The sequence below is a fragment of the Kitasatospora sp. NE20-6 genome (assembly GCF_045862635.1).
On the sequence record NZ_BPRL01000002.1, the window covers coordinates 257,220 to 278,293 of the forward strand.

Consider the following 21,074-nt stretch of genomic DNA (forward strand, 5'->3'; position numbering starts at 1 on the left):
TACTGAGACTGGAGCGAGAATCTGAGATTCATGGGACGTGCCTCTGCCGCTTGGGCCACCCCGGCACGGTGTGGTGCCGGGGGAGGGATTCGAACCCCCACCGTCGTCCCGTGGTCAGCTTCAACATCAGTTTCAGCTTGCGCTCTTCAGCGCACCCCCCGCTCGCACGGGGGGCGATCATGGGGCTACCGGAACAGGTAGCCGAACACCGCGTCGCCGACCCGCTCGTCGGTGACCTCGGCGCTGTTGGCCTCCTCGCGGGCGAACTTGACGGCCTGCTGGAGCTTCTCCAGCCGCTCCGTCAGCTCGTTGACCCGCCGGGCGGGCAGTGCGCCGGAGAACTTCACGGTCGTCCAGTAGCCGACCGGGACGTCCTCGTAGTAGACCTCGACCTGGGCCGGGTGCTTCTCGGTGGCCTCGGCCTTCACGTGGTTGCGCGGCACCTTCTTGGTGCGGATGGTGCGGACCGCGTCGGTCTTCCAGGAGTCCGTGGACGGGTCCAGGTTCCACGACTCGGCGGCGTCCAGCACCGGCAGCTTGCGGACGAAGGTGTACAGGTCGGTGAGCTGCTTCTCCAGGAAGAGCAGGTACGGCACCGGGACGTCGGCCAGCAGGACGGTGCCGTCCACGACCACGTCCGCGGCAGCCGTCCGGTTAGCCCGGTCCTTGGTGGCGGTCACGTCGAACAGGCGGGTCAGCGTCGCGGCGGTGCTGCGCAGGATGTCCTCGGCCTTCACCTGCACCCGGGTGGACTCGGGCGGCAGCTGCTCGCCCTCCTCGTCCTTCGGCTGGTAGGTCCGGGAGATGCCCGCGAGCAGCGCGGGCTTCTGGAGGTCCTGGTGAGCCTGGGTCAGCTCCTGGAACGACTTGGACTTGACGCCCTTTTCGACGGCGATGATCTGGTTCAGCTTCGGCACGACACGGAAGCTACCAGCAATTGTTCGAACGTTCCGTCGATTATTCGCGACGGCCCGCCGCGGCCGTCGGCCGGGCACGGGCCTGCGGCCGCCGCCGCAGGCCCGCCCGTGCGCCCCGGCGGGTCAGTCCTCCTCGCCGTCGAAGCCGTCCAGGTCGTCCTCGTCGAGGCCGTGGTCGGCCATCACCGCGGCGGCCTCGTCGTCGGCGCCGCGGGCCTGCAGGGCGCGGACCAGCACCAGGGCCTCCTCCCAGGCCTCCTCGGGGTCGTCCAGCAGCGCGAGGCCGGCGCGGGCCGCCTCCTCGGCGGCCGCAGGGTCGCCGAGCCGCAGGTGCAGCAGGCCGAGTTGGGTGAGCACCTCGCCGAGCTGCGGGGCGACCTCGTCGGACTCCTGCTGCTCCAGCAGCGCGCGGGCGGTCAGCAGCCGTGCGACGGCGGCCCCGGCCTCGCCGGACGACCGCAGGTGGCTCGCGTAGCCGTGCAGGACGTCGGCGGTCGCCGTGCCGAGCGCACCCCTGCCGGACGGCAGCCCGGCCCCGAGGAGCTCGTCCAGGGCGCTGCGGGCCTCGGCCAGCAGGTCCGGGAGGACGTCGGCCGCGGCGGCGCCGTGCGCGGACGCGGCGCCGCCGCGAGGGTGGCGCCGCAGGGCCTGGCCGAGCGCGGACATCCGGTCGGCGGCCCGGCCCTCGGCGGCGAAACCGCGCGCCGCCGCGAGGTACCGGGCGGCCGCCTCGGGGCCGTGGCCGAGCCATCCGCCGAGGCGGGCCTCCAGTTCGGCGCGCGGCGGCAGCGACGCCGCGGGGGCGCCCGGCTTCCACGCCTCCAGCAGTTCGGCGAGGGCGGCGTTCGCGCGACGCCACTCGCCGTCCCCGCGGTAGGCGCGGGCCAGCACCCAGCGGGCGGTGGCGGCCTCCTCCTCCAGGCCGAGGCGGTCCAGCTCGCGGACCGCCTCCTCGGAGGCCTCCACCGCGTCGGCGAAGCGTTCGTCGGCCAGCAGTGCGTCGGCCGCCTCGGCCCGGCTGCGGGCCGCACCGGCCCGGTTGCCGGCCGCGGTCAGCGCCGCGACCCGGTCGACCAGCCGCCGCACCTGCTCGCCCGCGCGGGACTCCAGGTCGCGCTCGAACACCGACAGCGGGGCGGGCTCGCCGATCGGCCCCGCGCCCGACCACCCCCGCATCCGGGTGCTCTGGTAGGTGTTGCCGTTGCGCCCGTCGAAGCGGGCCGCGATGCCGAGCGCCCGTTCCCGCAGCTCCCGGGCGAGCCCGGCCACCCGGGCGTCCGGGCGGCGGACGCCGTCCGCGGCGGGGAAGCGGAGGAGCCGCTCGCCCTCGCCGCGGGCCTCCACCGCGGAGAGGACGGCCGCTGCGGCCGCGGCGAACTCCATCTCCGTCAGCGGGGTGCGCGGCCGGTCCAGCCACGACAGGTGCCGCTCGATCAGGTCGAGCCCGCGTCCGAGGTTGCCGCTGTGCACGCAGAACAGCAGGTTCGAGGCCAGCTCGCCCAGGTGGTGCGGGTTGTCGCGGATGCGGCGGTACGCGGCGCGGTGCGCCTCGACGGCCTGCTCGCCGCGGCCGGTCCGCACGTACGGCAGCAGCAGCTCGGAGTTGATCCACTGCGGCTGCTCGGTGCACCCGGAGCGCATCGCCGGCTCGCCGATCCGGATCGCCTCCTCGTCCCGGCCGAGCGCCACGAGCGTCCGCACCTGGCTGCTGGGGACGCAGCCGGAGCAGTCGGAGAGCCCGTCGCGGCGGGTGACGGCCATCTGCTCGTAGAAGTCCTGCGCCTGCTCCAGCTCGCCGGTGCTCTCGGCCACCAGGCCGCGGTGCTGGAGGACGGCGTGCAGGCTGTGGCCGCCGCGCCGGTAGCGGCGCTCCATGTCGGCCAGCAGGTCCGTCGCCCGCTGCAGCGGGATCTCCGGGAACTGGTAGACGCTGTAGATCATCCACTTGAACTGCCACAGCAGCGTGTGGTCGTGCCGGCCGCCGAAGCGGTCCGGTTCGCGGTCGTACGCGGCCAGGCACCAGGAGAAGGTGAGGAACGCCTTCGCCGGCACCCAGCTGTGCTGGAACACCGAGGTGGCCGACATCCGCACGTCGAAGGCGAACTCGACCAGCCCCAGGGCGTCGGCGTGGCGGATCACCTCCTCCAGGGCGGCGAACTTCGCCGGCCCCGACGGCATGCCGTGGCTGCTGCGGTAGAGGTCGCGGACCTCCTGCTCGGTACGGCTCACTGCGCGGCCCCGGAGACGGCCCGGCCGATCAGGCCGAGGAAGGACTGGTTGAGTGCGGCCGTGTCGGCCGGGCGGAGCGGGTGGTGGCCGAGCAGCAGGGCCTGGACGTAGAGGCCCTCCAGGCACGTCGCCTGCAGGTCGGGGTCGTCGAGGGAGAGCACCTGCCGGGCCAGCGGGTTGCGGTGGTTGAGCACCAGGCGGGGCCGGGGCTCGGCGGCGGCCTGGAAGCTGCCGAGGATCGCCGACCACGTGTCGTCCACCTGGTCGCGGGTGCCGCGGAGGTCGAGCTGGAAGGCGGTGTCGTCGTCCAGCAGGTACAGGGAGGGCAGCCCGGAGGGCTCGAAGGAGCGGACCAGCAGGTCGCAGCCCAGCCGCGCCAGCACCCGGTCGGCCACGGCCAGGAACGGTGCGAGCGCCAGCTCGTCGGCCGTCTCCAGCCGCTGGAGGTGGGTGGTGAGGTCCGCCGCGCGCAGCTGCTCGACCTCCAACTGCCGCTCCACCGTGGCGAACCGGTCGATCAGCTCGGCGTCGTAGACGTAACCCGCGTTGACGACGGCGAGTCCCTGCGCGGCGGCCACCGGCGCCAGTTGCCGGAACTCGTCGAGCAGCGGGGTGAACCTCAGCAGCCCGTAGCGGTCGGTGAACTCGGCGAGGGTGAGCGGTCCGACGTTGGTCTCCATCGGCCAGAAGTCGGCGACCAGCCGCAGCATGTCGTCGTCGTGCAGGGCCAGCGCCTTCACGCCCAGGTGGTGCACCCGCAGGAAGGCCCGCAGGCGGGCCGGATCCTGCACGCTCAACCGGACCAGCCAGCCGCGCAGCTGGTCGCCCAGGGCGTCGCGGGTCGCCTCCAGCAGCGAGTCCTCGTAGAGGGCCTCGCGGCTCGCGGTGGGGCGCAGCTCCGCGGTGTCCACGACGCAGCGCACGAAGAACGCCCACTCGGGCAGCAGCCGTTCGGCCCCTTCGGACAGCAGCATCTGCTTGAGGTAGACCCGGTGGGCCGCCGGGACGGCCGGGTTGGCCGGCATCGGCAGCACGAAGGCGACCCCGCGCAGGCCCGCCTCGGCGGTGGCGACGTCGACGACGTCGAACGGCGCGAAGCCGAACACCTCTTCGCAGTACGCCTCCAGGCGGGCCCGGCGCTCGGCCGCGCCCTCCCCGTCGGGGCGGTCCCACGGTGCGGGGCCGCCGGTGACGGGCTCGCCGTCCACGGTGACCGGGTGCGGCAGCCGGGCGCCGTAGTGGGTGACCAGGCCGGTCACCGCACGGCGGGTGAGGAGGTGTTCGCAGCCCGGGCGCGGGCGCAGGGTGACGGTGGTGCCGGTCTCCTCGCGCTGTGCGTCGGCGGGTGCGGGCTCCACCGTGTAGCTGCCGTCCGCGCGGCCGCGCCACAGCACGGTGGGCTCGCCGGCCCGGCGGGTGGTCACCTCGATGGCGTCGGAGACCATGAAGCAGGACAGCAGGCCGATGCCGAACTGGCCCATGAACTCGTGCCGGGCGAAGCCCAGGTCGTCGCGCTTCGAGCTGCGCCCGATGGTGGCCAGCAGCTCGTGGACCTGGGTCTCGCTCAGGCCGATCCCGTTGTCGCCGATGGTCAGCGAGCCGTCGCCGTTCGCCTCGCCCGAGGAGATCTCGATCCGCGGGGTGCGCGGCTCCGCCGCCCCGTCCTGGTGCAGCGCGGTGATCGCGTCGACCGCGTTCTGCAGCAGCTCGCGGGCGTACACCTGCGGGCTGGTGTACAGGTGATGGCTCAGCAGGTCGACGATGCCGCGCAGATCGACGCGGAAGGTTTGGTTCACGGGGTCTCCCAGATCGTGCATGGCAGGCACCCTAGAACGTGAGTCCGACACGTGGCGGTGAATATCGGCCGCAGGGCCCGCGGGCCGGGGCGGCAAGCCCGCCGCCGTCCGCCGTCCGCCCGCCGCCGTACGTCCGGGGGCGGAGGGCCGCAGCCGTAGGGCCGGCGCCGTAGGGCCAAGGGCCCCGTGCCGCACCGGCCGCAGGCCGATCCGCCGGGCCGGTGCGCGGCGCCAGGGTGGACCCATGGACACCACTCCGCAGCACCCCGGGGTCGCCGTCGTCACCGGCGCCTCCCGCGGCCTCGGCCTCGAACTCGCCCGCGCCCTCGCCCTGGAGGGCCGGCCCCTGGTGATCACCGCCCGCGACGCGGCCGGGCTCGCCGCCGCCGAGGCCGAACTCGCCGCGCTCACCACGGTCGCCGCACCCGCCGGTTCGGTGGTCGACGACGCGCACCGGGAGCGTCTCGCCGCGGCGGCCGCGGCCCTCGGCGGCGCCACCCTGCTCGTGCACAACGCCTCGACCCTCACCGGCTACGACCTGGCCGGCGCACCACTGCCCGCGCTCGCCGACTTCCCGTTGCCCGGCCTGCTGGAGACCTTCGAGGTCAACGTGCTCGCCCCGATCGCCCTCACCCAGCTCCTCCTGCCGCAGCTGCGGGCCCGCCGCGGCGCGGTCCTCGCCGTCAGCTCCGACGCCGCCGTCGAGGCGTACGCCGGCTGGGGCGGCTACGGCGCCTCGAAGGCCGCGCTCGACCACGCTGCCGCCGTCCTCGCCGCGGAGGAGCCGGACCTCGCCGTGTGGTCGGTCGACCCCGGCGACATGCGCACCCGCATGCACCAGGAGGCCTTCCCCGGCGAGGACATCTCCGACCGGCCGCTGCCCGCCACCGTCGTGCCGGCGCTCCTCGCCCTGCTGCACGACCGCCCCGCCTCCGGCCGCTACCGGGCCGCCGACCTGCAGGCCGCCGACCTGCGCGACGCCGCACGGGCGGGGGTCTGAGATGACGACGGCCGTGGACCCCGGCTACGACTTCACCGTGCCGCCCGAACTCTCCGCCCGTGCCCCGGCCGAGGCACGCGGCCTCGCCCGGGACGGCGTCCGCCTGCTCGTCGGCCACCGGGACGGTCCCACCGTCGCCCACCACCGGTTCACCGACCTGCCGGACCTGCTGGAGCCCGGCGACCTGCTGGTGGTCAACAACTCCGCCACCCTGCCCGCCGCGCTCACCGGCACCCTGCCCGACGGCGGCTCCGTGGCGGTGCACCTCTCCTCCGCGCAGCCCGACCCGCGCGGCCGGCACCTGGTGGAGCTGCGCCGCCCGGGCACGGGCGCGGCCGAGCCGTACCCGCCCGGGGCGTCGCCGGCCCGTGCAGGCCTGCGGGTGGCGCTGCCGGGCGGGGCGGCCGCCGAGCTGACCGCGGCGTTCACCCCCCGTCTGTGGCACGCCCGCCTCACCCTGCCGGAGGAGCTGACCGGGTACCTCGCCCGCCACGGCCGCGCGATCCGCTACGGCTACGTCGACCGGGACTGGCCGATCGAGGCCTACCGGACGGTCTTCGCCGCGGTGCCCGGCAGCAGCGAGATGCCCAGCGCCGCACGGCCGTTCACCGCCGAGACGGTGGCCCGGCTGGTCGCCCGCGGCGTGCTGCTGGCGCCGGTCACCCTGCACACCGGTGTGGCCTCGCCGGAGGCGCACGAGGCGCCCTACGCCGAGCGCTACCGGGTGCCCGGGGCGACCGCCCGGCTGGTCGGGCACGTGCGGGCGGGCGGGGGCCGGGTGATCGCGGTCGGCACGACCGTCGTCCGTGCGCTGGAGTCGGCGGCCGACGGGTCGGGCGGGGTGCACGCGGCCGACGGCTGGACGGACCTCGTCGTCACGCCCGGTCGCGGTGTGCGTGCCGTCGACGGCCTGCTCACCGGCTGGCACGAGCCGGAGGCCTCCCACCTGCTCATGCTGGAGGCCGTCGCGGGGCGTCCGCTGCTCGCCCGCTGCTACGCCGAGGCGCTCGAACACCGCTACCTGTGGCACGAGTTCGGCGACGTCAACCTGCTGCTGGCCCGCTGACCGCCGGGGTCCTCGGCGCCCGCCACCAGGGGTAGGGCAGGCCCGCCAGCCGGTTGACCAGGAGTCCCTGGGCCGCGAGCAGCGCCACCGCGAGCATCATCACGGCCAGTTGGCCGGGCGTGCGGAGCAGTCCCAGCGCGACGATGAGCGTGGTCGCCGCGGCGGGCGGGTGCGCGACGCCCAGCAGCGGCATCAGTCCGCAGGTCAGGCCGAGGGCGATCGCGGACGCGGCGAGGCGGGCCCAGGTGATGTCGGTGAGGTCCGGCGGGGCGTCGAGCAGGCCGGTGGCGGCGAGCGCCACGTAGCCGGAGACGCAGCCGACGAGGTGCCCGAGGACGGTGTTGCGCGGCGAGGCCGGCGCGGTGAGCGGCGTGTAGAACAGCAGGAAGGCGGTCGGTCCGAGGGACGGGAAGAGGAACGGCAGCCCGCTGAGGTGCGCGACCAGGGCCATCACGGCCAGGGAGACGAAGGAGTTGACGGCCGAGTACGCGGCCTTCACCAGGCTCGGGTCGTGCGTCTCGACCAGCTGCGGCAGCGCGACCCGGTCGAGGAGCCGGGTCACGGGCCTCACCGCACGTCCGAGGGCACGGTCACGACGGGGCATTCGGCGTGCCGCAGCAGCCCGTGCGGCACCGAGCCGAGCCGTAGCCCGGTGAACCCGCCCCGGCCGCGCCGCCCGACGACGACCGCCAGCGCCCCGGCCGAAGCCTGGGCCAGCTGTTCCACCGGGTGTCCGAGCACGACGTCGTGGGTGAGCGGCACGTCGGGGTGGCGCGCGGTGCGCCCGGCGGTGGCCTCGTGGAGCTGGCGGCGGACCTCCTGCACCGCGGTGTGTTCGTCGATCGGCAGGATCATCGGCGCCTGCCAGACCCACACGGCCCGCAGGGCGGCACCGCGCCGGTCGGCGGTGTCGAAGGCGTGGTCGACGGCGGCCACCGACCCGGCGCTGCCGTCCACGCCGACCACCACGTACGGCGGCCGGTCGGTGGCGGGTTCCTGCCGCCGCACGACCACGACCGGGCAGTCCGCCTGGGCGCTGACCGGCACGATCACCGAGTACGCGCTGAGCACCTCCTCCACGCGGGAGAGGTGGCGCGAGCCGAGCACGATCATCTCCGCACCGGCGCCGCGCCGGCACAGCACCTGCCCGGGGTGCCCGTCGGCGAGCACGAGCGTGGTCTCCAGCCCGGGATGGCGCTTCTCGACGGCGAGCCGGGCCTCGCCGAGGACGGCGTCACCGAGCTCGTGCAGGGAGGTCCGGTACCTGCCCTCGTCGAATCCGCGCAGGTCGCGGGCGGTGGGAGGGACGGCGTGCACCAGGCGCAGCGGCAGCCCGCGGCGGGCCGCCTCGTCGCCGGCCCAGGTGAGCGCGAGCGAGGCGGGATCCTGGGCGTCGATGCCGACCACGATGGCGCGGCGTCCGTCGGCTGACGTCATGGCTCCTCCACGGCGGCCCCGAACAGGGCCCTCGGCCCGGTCGCGGGCTCCGCGCCCTGCGGCGCGCCGGACCGGCAGGGTACGGACGTGCGGGGACGGGAAGGGGCTACCCGCTTCTCGCGGATCCTGATTGCGCGGTGCACGGTCCTGCGACCGCTGCTCCGCGTCTTCCTGGGGCCCTTCCCGTCCCCTCCAGCAGACCACCGCCGGCGTCGTTCCGCGAGCCGCCACGCCCGGTCCCGCAGGGGACGGCCGCGGCGTAGCCTCACGGGCATGGCGACGGAACGGGACGCGGAGCGTGACCGGCAGGACCCGGGGGAGAGCGGACCGCCGGCGGCGGGGCCGCCCGAGGAGGGCGGCGAGCCGGCCTGCCTGCTGGCGATGCTGTGCCCGTCCTGCGACGCGGTGCTCGGGGCGCGTGCTCCCGCACCGTGCCCGCGGTGCGGGGCCGCGCCGGAGGCCTAGCGGCCCCGTCGCGCGGGCCGGGGGCGGGCCGGGCGGGCCGGGGGCGAAAAGCGCTGGCCCGCGGGCGGTCGGGCCCCTAGGTTCGGTCCGGCCGGACACGGCCCGGCGTGCCGTCGGGCCGGCGGCACGAGGAGTCGGGCACGAGGAGTCCCGTCCGAGGACTTCGAGGGGGAGCGATGACGATCCATCTGGTGGGCGGCGGCCGCGACGCGACGGTCCACGCCGAGCTGTACGGCCCGTTCCTGGCGGAGGCCGGCCCCGATCCGGTGGTGGCCTGCCTGCTGCTCGACGAGGGCGAGCTGCCCGAGCAGTCCGAGCGCTGGACCTCCGCCCTGCGCGCGGCCGCGCCCTGCCGCCCGCGGGTGCTGCCGGTGGTGCCGGGGGAGGCCTTCGACCCGGCGGGGATCGACGGCGCGGACGCCGTCTTCGTCGGGGGCGGACTCACCCCCGCCTACGCCGCGGCCCTGGCCGGCCCGCTCGGCCGGCGGCTGGCGGAGCGGCCGCTGCCGTACGCGGGCTTCTCGGCGGGTGCGGCGATCGCCGCCGAACGGGCGCTGGTCGGCGGCTGGCTCTCCGAGGGCGTGCCGGTCTGCCCGGAGGACGCCGCCGAGGACCTCGACGAGCTCGGCGTCGTGCCCGGACTCGGACTGCTGGGCGCCGCGGTCGACGTGCACGCCGCCCAGTGGGGCACCCTGCCGCGGCTGGCCGAGGCGGTCGCGCGCGGCGCGGTGCCGTACGGGCTGGCGATCGACGAGAACACCGCGCTGGCCGTCGACGGGCGGACGGCGGCGGTGCGCGGCGCGGGCCGGGTGCACCTCGTCCGTCCGGACGGCGACGGGGTCGTGCTCCGCTCCTACCGGGCAGGTGCGGTGCTCACGCTGTGACGCACCTGCTGCACGGCACCCGAGCATCCGGCACCCCGGCGCCGGGGTGCGCGGGTGTCGTGCGGCGGGTTCAGGGGAGGGCGATGCGGCGTTCGTCCGCGGTGATCGCGAGGTCGTTGATGCTGGCGAAGCGGCGGCGCATCAGCCCGTACGCGTCGAACTCCCAGTTCTCGTTCCCGTAGGCGCGGAACCACCGGCCGTCCTCGTCGTGGTACTCGTACTCGAAGCGGACGGCGATCCGGTCGCCGGTGTAGGCCCAGAGCTCCTTGCGGAGGCGGTAGCCGAGCTCGCGGCGCCACTTGGCGGTGAGGAAGTCGACGATCGCGGGCCGGCCGGTGAGGAAGACGTCGCGGTTGCGCCACTCGGAGTCCTCCGTGTAGGCGAGGGCGACGCGGTGCGGGTCGCGGGTGTTCCAGGCGTCCTCGGCGGCCTGGACCTTCTGCCGGGCGGTCTCCTCGGTGAACGGCGGGACGGGCGGCCGGGTACCGGACATCGGGGCTCCTCGCGACAGATGGAGAACGGTCGTTCTCTGCTTGTCCGCTACGATAGGAGAACGATGGTTCTCGCGCAAGGAGGCAGCGTGCCCGTGGAAACCGACGAGGTGGCGCGCGTCCGTGCGCTGGACGCCGCCGAACAGCTCTTCTACGGCCACGGCGTGCAGGCCGTCGGCATGGACGCCGTCCGCACCGCCTCCGGGCTCCCGCTCAAACGCCTCTACCGGCTCTTCCCCTCCAAGGGGGAGCTCGTCGAGGCCTACCTCCGGCGCCGCGACACCCGCTGGCGCGCCGACCTCGCCGCGTACGTCGCGACGGCCACCACCGACCCCGAGGAACGCCTGCTCGCCGTCTTCGACTGGCTGCGGCAGTGGTTCGAGGAGCCCGGGTTCCGCGGCTGCGCCTTCGTCAACGCCTACGGCGAGCTGGGCGCGGACTCACCCGCCGTCGCCGCGGCCGCCCGCCACCACAAGGCCGAGTTCGGGCACTACCTGGCCGGCCTCACCGGCGCCGCACGGCTGCCCGCGCCGCTCGCCGGGCACCTGCTGCTGCTCGCCGAGGGGGCGATCACCACGGCCGCCGTCACCGGCGGCCCCGCCCCCGCCGACGGTGCCCGCGAGGCCGCCGCCGTCCTGCTCGCGGCGGCCGGCGGCCGGGCCGCTCACTCGTAGCGGTGCAGCAGCGACTCCCGCTCCGCCTGCTCGATGTGGGCGATCGTCAGCTCCGGGTCCTGCAGGTGCGAGAGGGTCACCTGGGCCGAGCTCGGCTGGGCGTCCCGGGCGAGCCACTGCTCGGGCTTCCACGCGCCGCCGCGCAGGAACGCCTTCGGGCAGTGCCCGTACACCTCGTCGACCTCGACCACGATCGCGCTGCGCGGCGGCTTGCCGACGGCGGTGAGCTGCTCCAGCAGGTGCTCGTCGGTGGAGATGCAGGCCCGACCGTTCACCCGCAGGGTCGTGTCGCGCCCGGGCACCACGAACAGCAGGCCGACGCGGCCCGTCTCGACGATGTTGTGCAGGCTGTCGAGCCGCTTGTTGCCGGTGGCGTCCGGGATCGCCAGCGTCAGCTCGTCCAGCACGGCCACGAAGCCGGGCGGCCCGCCGCGGGGTGAGACGTCGCACCGGCCGTCGGCCCCCGCGCTGGCGACGAGCACCAGCGACGAGCAGCCGATGAGCTGCCGTGCCACGTCGTGGATGCGGTCCACCTGCTTGCGGACGACGAGGTCCGAGGGCTGCTCGTAGAGCTCGCGCAACCCGGACACCTCCCGCACCGCGGTGGCGTTCAGGGCGTCGAAGAGGCGGCCGGGCGCCTCGGATGGGGTGATCACGTACCAGGAACCTAGCCCAGCCGGACGCCCGGCGGAACGCCTTTTCCCCGCCGCGTACGGGCCCCCGGGCGGGGCGGAGGGCCGCCGGGCGGGCCTGGACGGCGCCCGGTCCGCGGACGGTGCCGAACGGGCAAGCTTACGTCCCGCTCCGGAGGGTGGTGCTCCCGTGCAGGCTCCGTATCGTTCTCGGCACGGGACGGATGCGGACCCCGCCCGCCCGGGTCCGATCTCCTCCTCCCTCCCCTGCTGAGTCACCATCCGTGCATTGATTTGTTTTTTGCGTTACATGGTGGATTTCTTGCGCAACATTCGTATGCTTGGCAGCAATCGACGGTCGCCGTCGCTGATCGGAGTTACGTCATGACGCTGGGACTCACGCCTTTCGTTGCGGCCCCGGGTGCCGCGAAGCCCGCGCTGCCCGTACGGACCGGGCCCTCCGCGATGTCCACGAGGTCCGCGGTGCCGGGGCCGCCGGCGGGTGCAGCACCCCGTGCGGTCGCCGGGTTCGCCGCCTTCCCGCCCGTCGAGGCGCCCCTGTGGCTGGTGTCGGCCCCCACCGTCGCGCCCGACGGCCGCGCGGGCGAGCAGTCCTTCGTCGTCCCGGCCGTCACGCTCGGCGAGGCCCTCGCCACGGCCGGGCAGCGCGCGGCGACCCCGGCCGCCGCCGGTCGGCGCCGCGGGGCCCGCATCGACCTGGACCGCGCCACGGCCGTCCGTCACCGCTGAGCCGCCGGACCCGGGTCGGCGGGCCGCCTCCGGGCGGACGCGGGCGTACCGGAGCAGCACGACGCCGTTGCCGAAGGTGCGGTTCTCCACCGGCTCCGGCATCCCCCGCCGGATCCGGGCGAACTCCCGGACGGTGGCCGGGCTCGCCGGGTCGGCGTCGGCGGTCGGCCGGTGCGCCGCCATCGGCTCGTGAACGACCCGCCCCTCCAGGAACGCCCCGGCGGTGGCGAGGTGTTCGTCGGGGTGGTGGTGCAGCTCGTCGTCCACGAGATGCCGGCACGACCGGCGGTGACGTGGCGTCAGGCGCGGCCGGAGGTCTCCGCGCGGAGCCACTCCAGGTAGGCGGCGGATCCGGTGACCACGGGCACGGCGACGATCTCCGGGAGGTCGTAGCCGTGGCGTTCGCCGATGAAGGCGACGAGCCGCTCGGCCAGCGCGGCACGGGTCTTGAGGTCGACCCGCCACTCCGCGTCGGACCGCACCTCGCCCTCCCACCGGTACACCGAGCTGACGGGGTGGACCTGTGCGCACGCGGCGAGGCGCTCCCCGACGGCCGCCTCGGCGAGGGCGCGGGCCTGCTGCTCGTCGTCGTAGGTCGTCGTCACCACGAGGAATTCGGCGTGCGTCATGGGCGCCGAGCGTACGGGACCTCCGTCGGCCCCGGGGCGCAGTCGCCCCGGCCCGCCGCGGTGTTGTCGCCCTGATCCGTCACGGTGCCGTCGCGTCGCCCCGCGGTGTTGCCGTTCGCGCCGGCCGTCGGTGCGGCCCGTCCGGCCGTGCGCATGCGGAGTTCCGCTATTCCCCGTGATCGGCCGGTGGCGGAGTGAAACAGGCCACAGGGAGGCCCTCTGCTCAACGGCGGCCGATCATGGCAGAATGACGGCAGAAGTAGTGACGTTCAGCGCACTCCGGGGTCGGTGAAAATCCGAACCGGCGGTTACAGTCCGCGACCCGTCCGCAGCCAGCGGGCGGTTGACCAGGTGAAATTCCTGGACCGACGGTTAAAGTCCGGATGGGAGGCGTGCGCGGCGGACGAGCAGTTTCATGACCCGGTGACGGGTCGTGGTGTGCAGGCACAGGAGAACCCTCTTCGGCGACGGCGCCGGGGCGGGATCCCCCGGGCCGTGCTGTCCGCGTCATCTCCCCTGCCGCCCCGGAGTCCGCGCCCCAAGCGCGAGGAGAACCCGGGTGTTCACCGGCATCATCGAAGAGCTCGGCGAGGTCGTCTCCATCGAGGAGATCGGCGACTCGTCGCGGATGCGCCTGCGCGGCCCGGTGGTCTGTTCCGGTGCGAAGCACGGCGACTCCATCGCGGTCAACGGCGTCTGCCTGACCGTGGTCGACAGCCCCGAGGAACTCGCCGCCGACACGGGTGAGTTCAGCGCCGACGTGATGGCGGAGACACTGCACCGCTCCAGCCTCGGCGCGCTCGCGCCCGGCTCGACGGTCAACCTGGAACGCGCGATGGCGCTCGGCGCCCGCCTCGGCGGCCACCTCGTGCAGGGCCACGTCGACGCCACCGGTGAACTCCTCTCCCGCGAGCCCGGCGACCTCGACGCCGAGGGCCGGCCCCGCTGGGAGGTGCTGCGCTTCTCGCTCCCGCAGTCCATCACCCGCTACCTGGTGGAGAAGGGCTCGATCACGGTCGACGGCGTCAGCCTCACCGTCGTCGACGCCGCCCTCGACTCCTTCAGCGTCTCGCTGATCCCCGCGACGCTCGCCCTGACCACGCTCGGCGCCAAGACCGTCGGCGACCCGGTCAACCTGGAGGTCGACGTCCTCGCCAAGTACGTCGAGCGGCTGCTCGACACCCGCACCCTGCCCGACCACCTCACGAAGGACGTCTCGTGAACGCACTGACCGGGGTGGCCTTCACCGCCTTCGGCGAGCCGGTGAAGTGGGCCGACATGATCGGCAACCTGCTCGGCCTCACCGCCCTCGCCCTGGGCTGGCGGCGCTCGGTGCTCAGCTGGCCCGTCCAGCTCCTCTCCGGCGCCGTCCTCGTCACCGCCTACCTCGGCGGCCACGTGCCCGGCCTGATCGGCAAGCAGTTGATCGTGATCGTCGCCGCGGCCTGGGGCTGGACGCAGTGGCAGCGTGGCCGCCGCGCCACCGGCGGGATCACCGTCCGCTTCGCGACCTGGCCCGAGCGGGCCGTCCTCGTCGCGGCCACCGCCGCCGGCACCACCGCCCTCGCCCTGCTCTTCCGGGCCTACCCGGAACTCTCCTGGAGCCCCTGGTCGGACGCGTACATCTTCGTCGGCACGCTCGCCGCGATGTACGCCCAGGCCCGCGGCTGGCTGGAGTTCTGGTTCGCCTGGATCGCCGTCGACGTGGTCGGCGTGCCGCTCGCCTTCAACAGCGGCTACGCCTTCTCCGGCCTCACCTACAGCATCTACTTCGTGCTCGTGCTGCTCGGCCTGCGCTCCTGGTGGCTCAGTACCCGCACCGCCCGCCCCTCGCTCACCAAGAACCCCCAGGGAGTCACGGCATGACGATCCAGCACTCCGACACCGGCACCGACCTCGTCCTCGACCCGGTCGAGCGTGCCATCGCCGACATCGCCCTCGGCCGCGCCGTGATCGTGGTCGACGACGAGGACCGCGAGAACGAGGGCGACATCGTCTTCGCCGCGTCCGCCGCCACCCCCGAGCTGCTCGCCTTCACCATCCGCTACAGCTCCGGCGTGATCTGCGCCCCGCTGACCGGCGAGGAGCTCGACCGGCTCAAGCTGCCCCCGATGACCGCGATCAACGAGGACCGCAAGGGCACCGCGTACAGCATCTCGGTGGACGCCCGCGACGGCGTCGACACCGGCATCTCGGCCGCCGACCGCGCCCGCACCATCCGGCTGCTGGCCTCGGCGGGCACCGAGCCCGGCGACCTGACCCGCCCCGGCCACGTCTTCCCGCTGCGCGCCGTCGACGGGGGCGTCCTCGTGCGCCCCGGCCACACCGAGGCCGCCGTCGACCTGGCGCGGCTGGCCGGCCTCACCCCGGCCGGTGCCATCGCCGAGGTCGTCAACGACGACGGCACCATGGCCCGGCTGCCCGAGCTGGTCGCCTTCGCCCGCGAGCACGGCCTCGCGATCATCTCCATCGAGGACCTGATCGCCTACCGCCGCCGCACCGAGCTGCACGTCGGCCGCGCCGCCGTCACCGCGCTGCCCACGGAGTACGGCGACTTCACGGCGGTCGGCTACAAGGGCACCATCGACGGCGTCGAGCACCTCGCGCTGGTCGCCGGCGGCCTCGACGCGGACGGCCGCCTCCCCGAGGGCGAGGACGTCCTCGTGCGCCTGCACTCCGAGTGCCTCACCGGCGACGTCCTCGGCTCGCTGCGCTGCGACTGCGGCCCCCAGCTGCAGGCCTCGCTGCGGCAGGTCGCCGAGGCCGGCCGCGGTGTCGTCCTCTACCTGCGCGGGCACGAGGGCCGCGGCATCGGCCTCGCCCACAAGCTGCGCGCGTACGAGCTGCAGGAGCAGGGCCGCGACACCGTCGACGCCAACCTCGACCTCGGCCTGCCCGCGGACGCCCGCGACTACTCGATCGGCGCCCAGATGCTCGCCGACCTCGGTGTGCGCTCGCTGACGCTGCTCACCAACAACCCGCACAAGCAGGCCGCGCTCACCGAGCACGGCCTCAAGGTCAAGGGCCGCCTCCCCGTGGAGGTGCAGGTCGGCGAGCACAACGAGCGCTACCTGCGCACCAAGCGCGACCGGATGGGCCACGACCTGCCGTGGCTCGGCACCGACTCCTGACCACCACCCCCTTCCACCCGCACGACCCACCCGCACGACCCAGAGACGAAGGAAGTACGCACGTGAGCGGCCACGGAGCCCCCGAGCTGACCATCGAGACCCCCGCCGGCCTGAAGGTCGCGGTGATCGCCGCGCAGTGGCACGAGCAGGTGATGAACGGCCTCCTCGACGGCGCCGACCGCGCCCTCAAGGAGCTCGGCATCGACGGTGCCACCGTGCTGCGGGTGCCCGGCACCTTCGAGCTGCCGGTCGCGGCCAAGCGCCTCGCCGAGGCCGGCTACGACGCCGTCGTCGCCCTCGGCGTGGTCATCCGCGGCGGCACCCCGCACTTCGACTACGTGTGCCAGGCCGCCACCGTCGGCCTCACCCAGGTCAGCGTCGACACCGGTGTGCCGGTCGGCTTCGGCGTGCTCACCTGCGACGACGAGCAGCAGGCGCTCGACCGGGCCGGTCTGCCCGGCTCCGCCGAGGACAAGGGCCACGAGGCCGTCACCGCCGCGGTCGCGACCGCGGCCGTGCTGCGCGCCGTCGCCGGGGCCGGCGCCTGACGGTGTCCCACCGGACTGTCCACGGTCCGGAATCGTTTACCGCCGGTCAGCCCGCACACCGTAAGGTGAGGTCATCATGGCTTCGAAGACATTCGAGGAGCTGTTCACCGAGCTCCAGCAGAAGGCCGCCACCGGCGACCCCTCGTCCTCCCGCACCGCGCAGCTCGTCCAGCAGGGCGTCCATGCGATCGGCAAGAAGGTCGTCGAGGAGGCCGCCGAGGTCTGGATGGCCGCCGAGTTCCAGTCGGACGACCAGACGGCCGAGGAGATCTCGCAACTCCTCTACCACCTCCAGGTGATGATGATCGCCCGCGGGCTGACGCTCGACGACGTGTACGCGTACCTCTGACCGCCCGGCCGGCCGCCCCCGTGTCAGCCACCCCTCCCACAGCGAAGGAAACGTCCTCCATGCTCCGCATCGCCGTTCCCAACAAGGGTTCTCTCTCGGGTCCGGCGGCGGAGATGCTGCATGAGGCCGGCTACCGCCAGCGCAAGGACCCCAAGGAACTCGTGCTGGTCGACCCGGAGAACCAGGTCGAGTTCTTCTTCCTCCGCCCGCGCGACATCGCCGTCTACGTCGGCTCCGGCCGCCTCGACGTCGGCATCACCGGCCGTGACCTGCTGCTCGACTCCGGTGCGGACGCCGAGGAGGTGCTGGCCCTCGGATTCGGCGGCTCCACCTTCCGCTTCGCCCGTCCGGTCGGCGTCGGGGTCGACGACGTGCAGGGCCTCGAAGGCATGCGGATCGCCACCTCGTACACCGGTCTCGTCGAGCAGCACCTCGCCGAGCACGGCGTGAAGGCCACGGTCACCAAGCTCGACGGCGCCGTCGAGACGGCCGTCCAGCTCGGCGTCGCCGACGTGATCGCGGACGTCGTCGAGACCGGCACCAGCCTGCGCAACGCCGGCCTGGAGGTCTTCGGCGACCCGATCCTGGTCTCGGACTCGGTGGTCGTCCGTCCGAAGGGCGCCGGCGAGGACGCGCGGGTCGAGCAGTTCCTGCGCCGCCTCCAGGGCGTCCTGGTGGCCCGCCGGTACGTGCTGATGGACTACGACATCCGGGCCGAGCGGGTCGGCGACGCCGTGTCGCTCACCCCCGGCCTGGAGTCGCCGACCGTCTCGCCGCTGCACACCGAGGGCTGGGTCGCCGTCCGGGCGATGGTGCTCCGCAAGGAGGCCCAGCGGATCATGGACGACCTGTGGGGCATCGGCGCCCGCGCCATCCTGGTCACCAACATCCACGCCTGCCGCCTCTGACGCCTCCGGCGTCCCCGGCGGCACCTGCCGCGTACGACCGATCCCGAGGGCGGGGGCCTGCCGGCCCCCGCCCCCCGCACTGGAGCCACCCGTTGTCGACCTCCGCCCCGCCGCCGGCGCCCGTCCTGCCGCTCACCTGGTCGCCGCGCCGCAACCGGTACGTGCTGCTGCCGCTCTGCGGCGTGATGGTGATCGTCTTCACGGTGCTCGCGTTCGCGCTGCCGCCCAACTGGCACGCCAACGACCGGGCCGCGATGGTCGTCAGCGGTCTGGTCTTCGCGGGTCTCGCGCTGATGCTCGCCCGGCCGCGGGTGAGCGCCGACGAGACCGGCGTCACCGTCGTCAACTTCGTGCGCAGCCGCCGGCTCGCCTGGGCCGAGATCGTCCGGGTCAACCTGCGCGCGGGTGACCCCTGGGTGATCCTCGACCTCGCCGACGGCACCTCGCTCGCCGCGGTCGGCATCCAGCCCGGCGCCGGCCGCGCGCAGGCGGTCACCGCCGCGCGGGCGCTGCGCGACCTCGTCGACGAGCGTGGCACGGCGCGTCGCTGACCCCGCCGCCGGAGCAAGATCCCTACACTCGTTCGGTATCGTCTACGCTGGTGACGGCTGGTAAAGCCGGGGCAAAGGGCCCGAGAACCCCCGTACCGACCTGAGGAGTGACTCTCCCCGTCCATGGACGATCCGTCCGGTAGTACCTGCGCCGCCTCGCATCCGACCCTCGGAAGGCAGGCGGCACCGTGATCACCGCCTGGCTGCTGCTGCTTGCGGCCGTGCTTCTCATCCTCGCCAACGGCCTCTTCGTGGCCGCCGAGTTCGCCTTCGTGACCGTGGAGCGCGGCAGCGTCGAACGCGCCGCCAAGGCCGGTGACCGCCGCGCGGAGGGCCTGCTCACGGCACTGCGCCACCTCTCCTTCCAGCTCTCCGGTGCCCAGCTCGGCATCACGATCACCTCGCTGGTGGTCGGCATGCTCGCCGAGCCCGCCCTGTCGGTGCTGCTCGCCCCGCTCTTCGAAGCGGTCGGCCTCTCCGCCTCCGCCGCCCGCGGCACCGCCCTCATCACCGGCATGGTCGCCGCCACGGTGCTGCAGATGGTGATCGGCGAGCTCGTCCCCAAGAACTGGGCGATCTCCCGGCCGCTGCAGGTCGCGTACGCGGTCGTCGGACCGCAGCGGGCCTTCTCCGCCGCGTGCCGCCCGCTCATCAGCTTCCTCAACGGCTCCGCCGACCGCATGGTCCGCGCGCTGGGCATCGAACCGCAGGAGGAGCTGGGGCACGCCCGCACCCCCGCCGAACTCGTCTCGCTGGCCCGGCACTCCGCCCGCGAGGGCGCCATAGACCAGCAGTCCGCCGCGCTGTTCGTGCGGACCTTCGGCCTCGGCCGGCTCACCGCGGAGAGCGTCATGACGCCGCGGGTCGACGTCGTCGCCCTGCACCACGATGCCACCGCCGCGGACGTCCTCAACCTCGCCCGCGCCACCGGCCTCTCCCGCTTCCCGGTGTACGTGCACAACCTCGACGAGATCACCGGCACCGTCACGCTGAAGGACGCCCTCGCGGTGCCCGACGACCGGCGCGGCGGCACCCGGGTCGCCCGCCTCGCCGTCGACCCGCTGCTCGTGCCCGAGACCCTGCCCGCCGAACAGCTCCTCGACCGGCTCCGCCGGCAGCAGCCGATGGCCATCGTCGTCGACGAGTACGGCGGCACCGCCGGCGTCGTCACCGTCGAGGACATCGTCGAGGAGATCGTCGGCGAGGTGCAGGACGAGCACGACCCCGACGACGTGCCCGACCTGCGGCCCATGCCCCCGGAGCGCGGCCTCCCGGTGTGGGACGCCGACGGCCTCACCCGCATCGGCCAGCTGGAGGCCATCGGCCTCCAGGCCCCCGACGGCCCGTACGAGACCCTCGGCGGCCTGCTCGCCGACCTGCTCGGCAAGCTGCCCGCCGTGGGCGAGCAGGCCGAGCTGCCCGGCTGGCGCTTCACCGTGCTCGCGGTCGACCGCCACCGCACCGGCCGGGTCCGCATCCAGCGCACCGACCCCGGCCTGGCCGGCGACGAGGAGACCGGACCGATGACCACGGAGGAAGGCCGATGACCGCCCTCCAGCTCGCCGCCGCCGTCCTGCTGCTGCTCGGCAACGGCTTCTTCGTCGGCGCCGAGTTCGCCGTGATCTCCGTACGCCGCAGCCAGATCGAACCGCTCGCCGAGGCCGGCAACAAGCGGGCCCGCACCGTGCTCCACGCGCTGTCCAACGTGTCCGCGATGCTCGCCGCCGCGCAGCTCGGCATCACCGTCTGCTCGCTGCTGCTCGGCGCGCTCGCCGAGCCGACCATCGCCCACCTGCTGGAAGGCCCCTTCCACGCCCTCGGCGTGCCCGAGTCGCTGATGCACCTGCTCAGCTATGTGGTGGCGCTGGCCGTGGTGGTCTTCCTGCACATGGTGGTGGGCGAGATGGTGCCGAAGAACATCGCCCTGGCCGGCCCCGAGAAGGCCGCGCTCTGGCTGGGCCCGCCGCTGGACCGCCTCGCCCGCGTGCTCTCGCCGGTGATCGCCTTCCTCAACGCCTTCGCCAACGCCGTGCTGCGGCTCTTCAAGGTCGACGCCAAGGACGAGGTCGAGTCGGTCTTCGACAGCGAGCAACTGCTCCACCTGCTCGCCGACTCCGCCGACGCCGGACTGCTCGACGAGCAGCGCCAGGAGCGGCTGGAGGACGCGCTGGAGCTCGGCCGGCGCCCGGTCACCGAGGTCCTGCTGCCGCCCGAGCAGCTCGTCACCGTGCCCGCCGGGGTGACGGCCCGGGAGATCGAACGGCTCGCCGTCCGTACGGGCTTCTCGCGCTTCCCGGTGGTCGACGGGGAGGGCGTCGTCCAGTGCTACCTCCACGTCAAGGACATCCTCGACCTGGAGGACCAGGACGCGCCGATGCCGGAGCGGCTCCGCCGCCCGATCCCCGTGCTGCGCCCGGGCCTGCCGCTGGACGACGCGCTCGGGGCGATGCGCCGCGCGGCCGCCCACCTGGCGGCGGTGGCCGACGCCGACGGCCGCCAGCTCGGCCTGGTCGCCCTGGAGGACGTCCTGGAGGAACTGGTCGGCGAGGTGCACGACCCCGACCACCGGCGGGCCGCGCTGCAGTAGCCCGCCCGTCACGACGCCTGTCCGTCACGA

Annotated in this window: 24 protein-coding genes and 1 riboswitch; of the genes, 16 read left to right on the forward strand and 8 right to left on the reverse strand. The window is 74.3% G+C overall.

The genetic code is table 11. The annotated features are described in order from the left end of the window. Window positions 1–185 precede the first annotated feature (185 nt). The 3 genes from SNE206_RS01785 to SNE206_RS01795 all read right to left on the reverse strand — a co-directional run bounded on the left by SNE206_RS01785 (window position 186) and on the right by SNE206_RS01795 (window position 4,963). Window positions 186–917: a hypothetical protein gene (locus SNE206_RS01785; RefSeq protein WP_407911513.1), complete on the reverse strand. Its 732-nt coding sequence runs from the start codon at window positions 915–917 to the stop codon at window positions 186–188. Between the two features lie 123 nt (window positions 918–1,040). Next, window positions 1,041–3,146, reverse strand: a complete 2,106-nt coding sequence (locus tag SNE206_RS01790; RefSeq protein WP_407911514.1) for a hypothetical protein — start codon at window positions 3,144–3,146, stop codon at window positions 1,041–1,043. After that, on the reverse strand, window positions 3,143–4,963 hold the full coding sequence (locus SNE206_RS01795; RefSeq protein ID WP_407911515.1) for an HSP90 family protein: 1,821 nt from the start codon (window positions 4,961–4,963) through the stop codon (window positions 3,143–3,145). The genes SNE206_RS01790 and SNE206_RS01795 overlap by 4 nt, the downstream gene beginning before the upstream one ends. Before the next feature lie 223 nt (window positions 4,964–5,186). On the opposite strand from SNE206_RS01795, the gene SNE206_RS01800 reads away from it, so the two are divergent. Next, a complete protein-coding gene (locus SNE206_RS01800) occupies window positions 5,187–5,942 on the forward strand; it encodes an SDR family NAD(P)-dependent oxidoreductase (RefSeq protein WP_407911516.1) in 756 nt (251 codons plus the stop codon). A gap of 1 nt (window position 5,943) precedes the next feature. Beyond that, the gene (locus tag SNE206_RS01805; protein ID WP_407911517.1) at window positions 5,944–7,008 is read left to right on the forward strand and encodes an S-adenosylmethionine:tRNA ribosyltransferase-isomerase; all 1,065 of its coding nucleotides are present in this window, start codon (window positions 5,944–5,946) and stop codon (window positions 7,006–7,008) included. On the opposite strand, the gene SNE206_RS01810 is transcribed toward SNE206_RS01805, so the two are convergent. Further along, window positions 6,986–7,570, reverse strand: coding sequence for an HPP family protein (locus SNE206_RS01810; protein WP_407911518.1), 585 nt, complete (start codon window positions 7,568–7,570; stop codon window positions 6,986–6,988). The genes SNE206_RS01805 and SNE206_RS01810 overlap by 23 nt on opposite strands. A gap of 5 nt (window positions 7,571–7,575) precedes the next feature. Further along, a complete protein-coding gene (locus tag SNE206_RS01815) occupies window positions 7,576–8,445 on the reverse strand; it encodes a universal stress protein (RefSeq protein WP_407911519.1) in 870 nt (289 codons plus the stop codon). Between the two features lie 273 nt (window positions 8,446–8,718). Here SNE206_RS01815 and SNE206_RS01820 point away from each other — a divergent pair, with 273 nt between their 5' ends. Both SNE206_RS01820 and SNE206_RS01825 read left to right on the forward strand, forming a co-directional pair. Then, window positions 8,719–8,910: a hypothetical protein gene (locus SNE206_RS01820; protein WP_407911520.1), complete on the forward strand. Its 192-nt coding sequence runs from the start codon at window positions 8,719–8,721 to the stop codon at window positions 8,908–8,910. A gap of 176 nt (window positions 8,911–9,086) precedes the next feature. Then, window positions 9,087–9,794, forward strand: a complete 708-nt coding sequence (locus tag SNE206_RS01825) for a Type 1 glutamine amidotransferase-like domain-containing protein (protein ID WP_407911521.1) — start codon at window positions 9,087–9,089, stop codon at window positions 9,792–9,794. 70 nt (window positions 9,795–9,864) lie between these two features. Here SNE206_RS01825 and SNE206_RS01830 read toward each other — a convergent pair whose 3' ends face one another. Next, entirely contained in the window at window positions 9,865–10,287 is a 423-nt protein-coding gene (locus SNE206_RS01830; RefSeq protein WP_407911522.1) for a nuclear transport factor 2 family protein, read from the reverse strand. Between the two features lie 63 nt (window positions 10,288–10,350). On the opposite strand from SNE206_RS01830, the gene SNE206_RS01835 reads away from it, so the two are divergent. Next, complete coding sequence (locus SNE206_RS01835) at window positions 10,351–10,959, forward strand: TetR/AcrR family transcriptional regulator (protein ID WP_407911523.1); 609 nt, start codon at window positions 10,351–10,353, stop codon at window positions 10,957–10,959. On the opposite strand, the gene SNE206_RS01840 is transcribed toward SNE206_RS01835, so the two are convergent. Further along, window positions 10,950–11,615, reverse strand: a complete 666-nt coding sequence (locus SNE206_RS01840; protein WP_407911524.1) for an MSMEG_1061 family FMN-dependent PPOX-type flavoprotein — start codon at window positions 11,613–11,615, stop codon at window positions 10,950–10,952. The two genes, SNE206_RS01835 and SNE206_RS01840, sit on opposite strands and share 10 nt — an antisense overlap. A 360-nt stretch (window positions 11,616–11,975) precedes the next feature. Here SNE206_RS01840 and SNE206_RS01845 point away from each other — a divergent pair, with 360 nt between their 5' ends. Both SNE206_RS01845 and SNE206_RS01850 read left to right on the forward strand, forming a co-directional pair. Continuing rightward, window positions 11,976–12,341 carry a hypothetical protein gene (locus tag SNE206_RS01845; RefSeq protein WP_407911525.1) on the forward strand — a complete coding sequence of 122 codons (366 nt, stop codon included), beginning with the start codon at window positions 11,976–11,978 and terminating at the stop codon, window positions 12,339–12,341. Between the two features lie 67 nt (window positions 12,342–12,408). Next, on the forward strand, window positions 12,409–12,534 hold the full coding sequence (locus tag SNE206_RS01850) for a hypothetical protein (RefSeq protein ID WP_407911526.1): 126 nt from the start codon (window positions 12,409–12,411) through the stop codon (window positions 12,532–12,534). 106 nt (window positions 12,535–12,640) lie between these two features. On the opposite strand, the gene cutA is transcribed toward SNE206_RS01850, so the two are convergent. Beyond that, window positions 12,641–12,970, reverse strand: coding sequence for a divalent-cation tolerance protein CutA (cutA, locus tag SNE206_RS01855; RefSeq protein WP_407911527.1), 330 nt, complete (start codon window positions 12,968–12,970; stop codon window positions 12,641–12,643). 271 nt (window positions 12,971–13,241) lie between these two features. Beyond that, window positions 13,242–13,369, forward strand: a riboswitch (FMN riboswitch). A 160-nt stretch (window positions 13,370–13,529) separates the two neighbouring features. Here cutA and SNE206_RS01860 point away from each other — a divergent pair. From SNE206_RS01860 to SNE206_RS01900, 9 genes are all read left to right on the forward strand, one after another. After that, complete coding sequence (locus tag SNE206_RS01860; RefSeq protein WP_407911528.1) at window positions 13,530–14,192, forward strand: riboflavin synthase; 663 nt, start codon at window positions 13,530–13,532, stop codon at window positions 14,190–14,192. 56 nt (window positions 14,193–14,248) lie between these two features. Then, window positions 14,249–14,836, forward strand: a complete 588-nt coding sequence (locus SNE206_RS01865) for a nicotinamide riboside transporter PnuC (protein WP_407911614.1) — start codon at window positions 14,249–14,251, stop codon at window positions 14,834–14,836. Next, a complete protein-coding gene (locus SNE206_RS01870; RefSeq protein ID WP_407911529.1) occupies window positions 14,833–16,101 on the forward strand; it encodes a bifunctional 3,4-dihydroxy-2-butanone-4-phosphate synthase/GTP cyclohydrolase II in 1,269 nt (422 codons plus the stop codon). Before SNE206_RS01865 ends, SNE206_RS01870 begins: the two co-directional genes overlap by 4 nt. Window positions 16,102–16,163: 62 nt before the next feature. Next, window positions 16,164–16,649, forward strand: coding sequence for a 6,7-dimethyl-8-ribityllumazine synthase (gene ribH / locus SNE206_RS01875; protein WP_407911530.1), 486 nt, complete (start codon window positions 16,164–16,166; stop codon window positions 16,647–16,649). A gap of 76 nt (window positions 16,650–16,725) precedes the next feature. Further along, entirely contained in the window at window positions 16,726–16,998 is a 273-nt protein-coding gene (locus SNE206_RS01880) for a phosphoribosyl-ATP diphosphatase (RefSeq protein ID WP_405010308.1), read from the forward strand. Between the two features lie 59 nt (window positions 16,999–17,057). Then, a complete protein-coding gene (hisG, locus tag SNE206_RS01885) occupies window positions 17,058–17,906 on the forward strand; it encodes an ATP phosphoribosyltransferase (RefSeq protein ID WP_407911531.1) in 849 nt (282 codons plus the stop codon). A gap of 92 nt (window positions 17,907–17,998) precedes the next feature. Next, complete coding sequence (locus SNE206_RS01890) at window positions 17,999–18,457, forward strand: PH domain-containing protein (protein ID WP_407911532.1); 459 nt, start codon at window positions 17,999–18,001, stop codon at window positions 18,455–18,457. Window positions 18,458–18,645: 188 nt separating this feature from the next. Next, window positions 18,646–20,004: a hemolysin family protein gene (locus SNE206_RS01895; RefSeq protein WP_407911533.1), complete on the forward strand. Its 1,359-nt coding sequence runs from the start codon at window positions 18,646–18,648 to the stop codon at window positions 20,002–20,004. Continuing rightward, window positions 20,001–21,044, forward strand: a complete 1,044-nt coding sequence (locus SNE206_RS01900; protein WP_407911534.1) for a hemolysin family protein — start codon at window positions 20,001–20,003, stop codon at window positions 21,042–21,044. The genes SNE206_RS01895 and SNE206_RS01900 overlap by 4 nt, the downstream gene beginning before the upstream one ends. The last annotated feature ends 30 nt before the right edge of the window (window positions 21,045–21,074 follow it).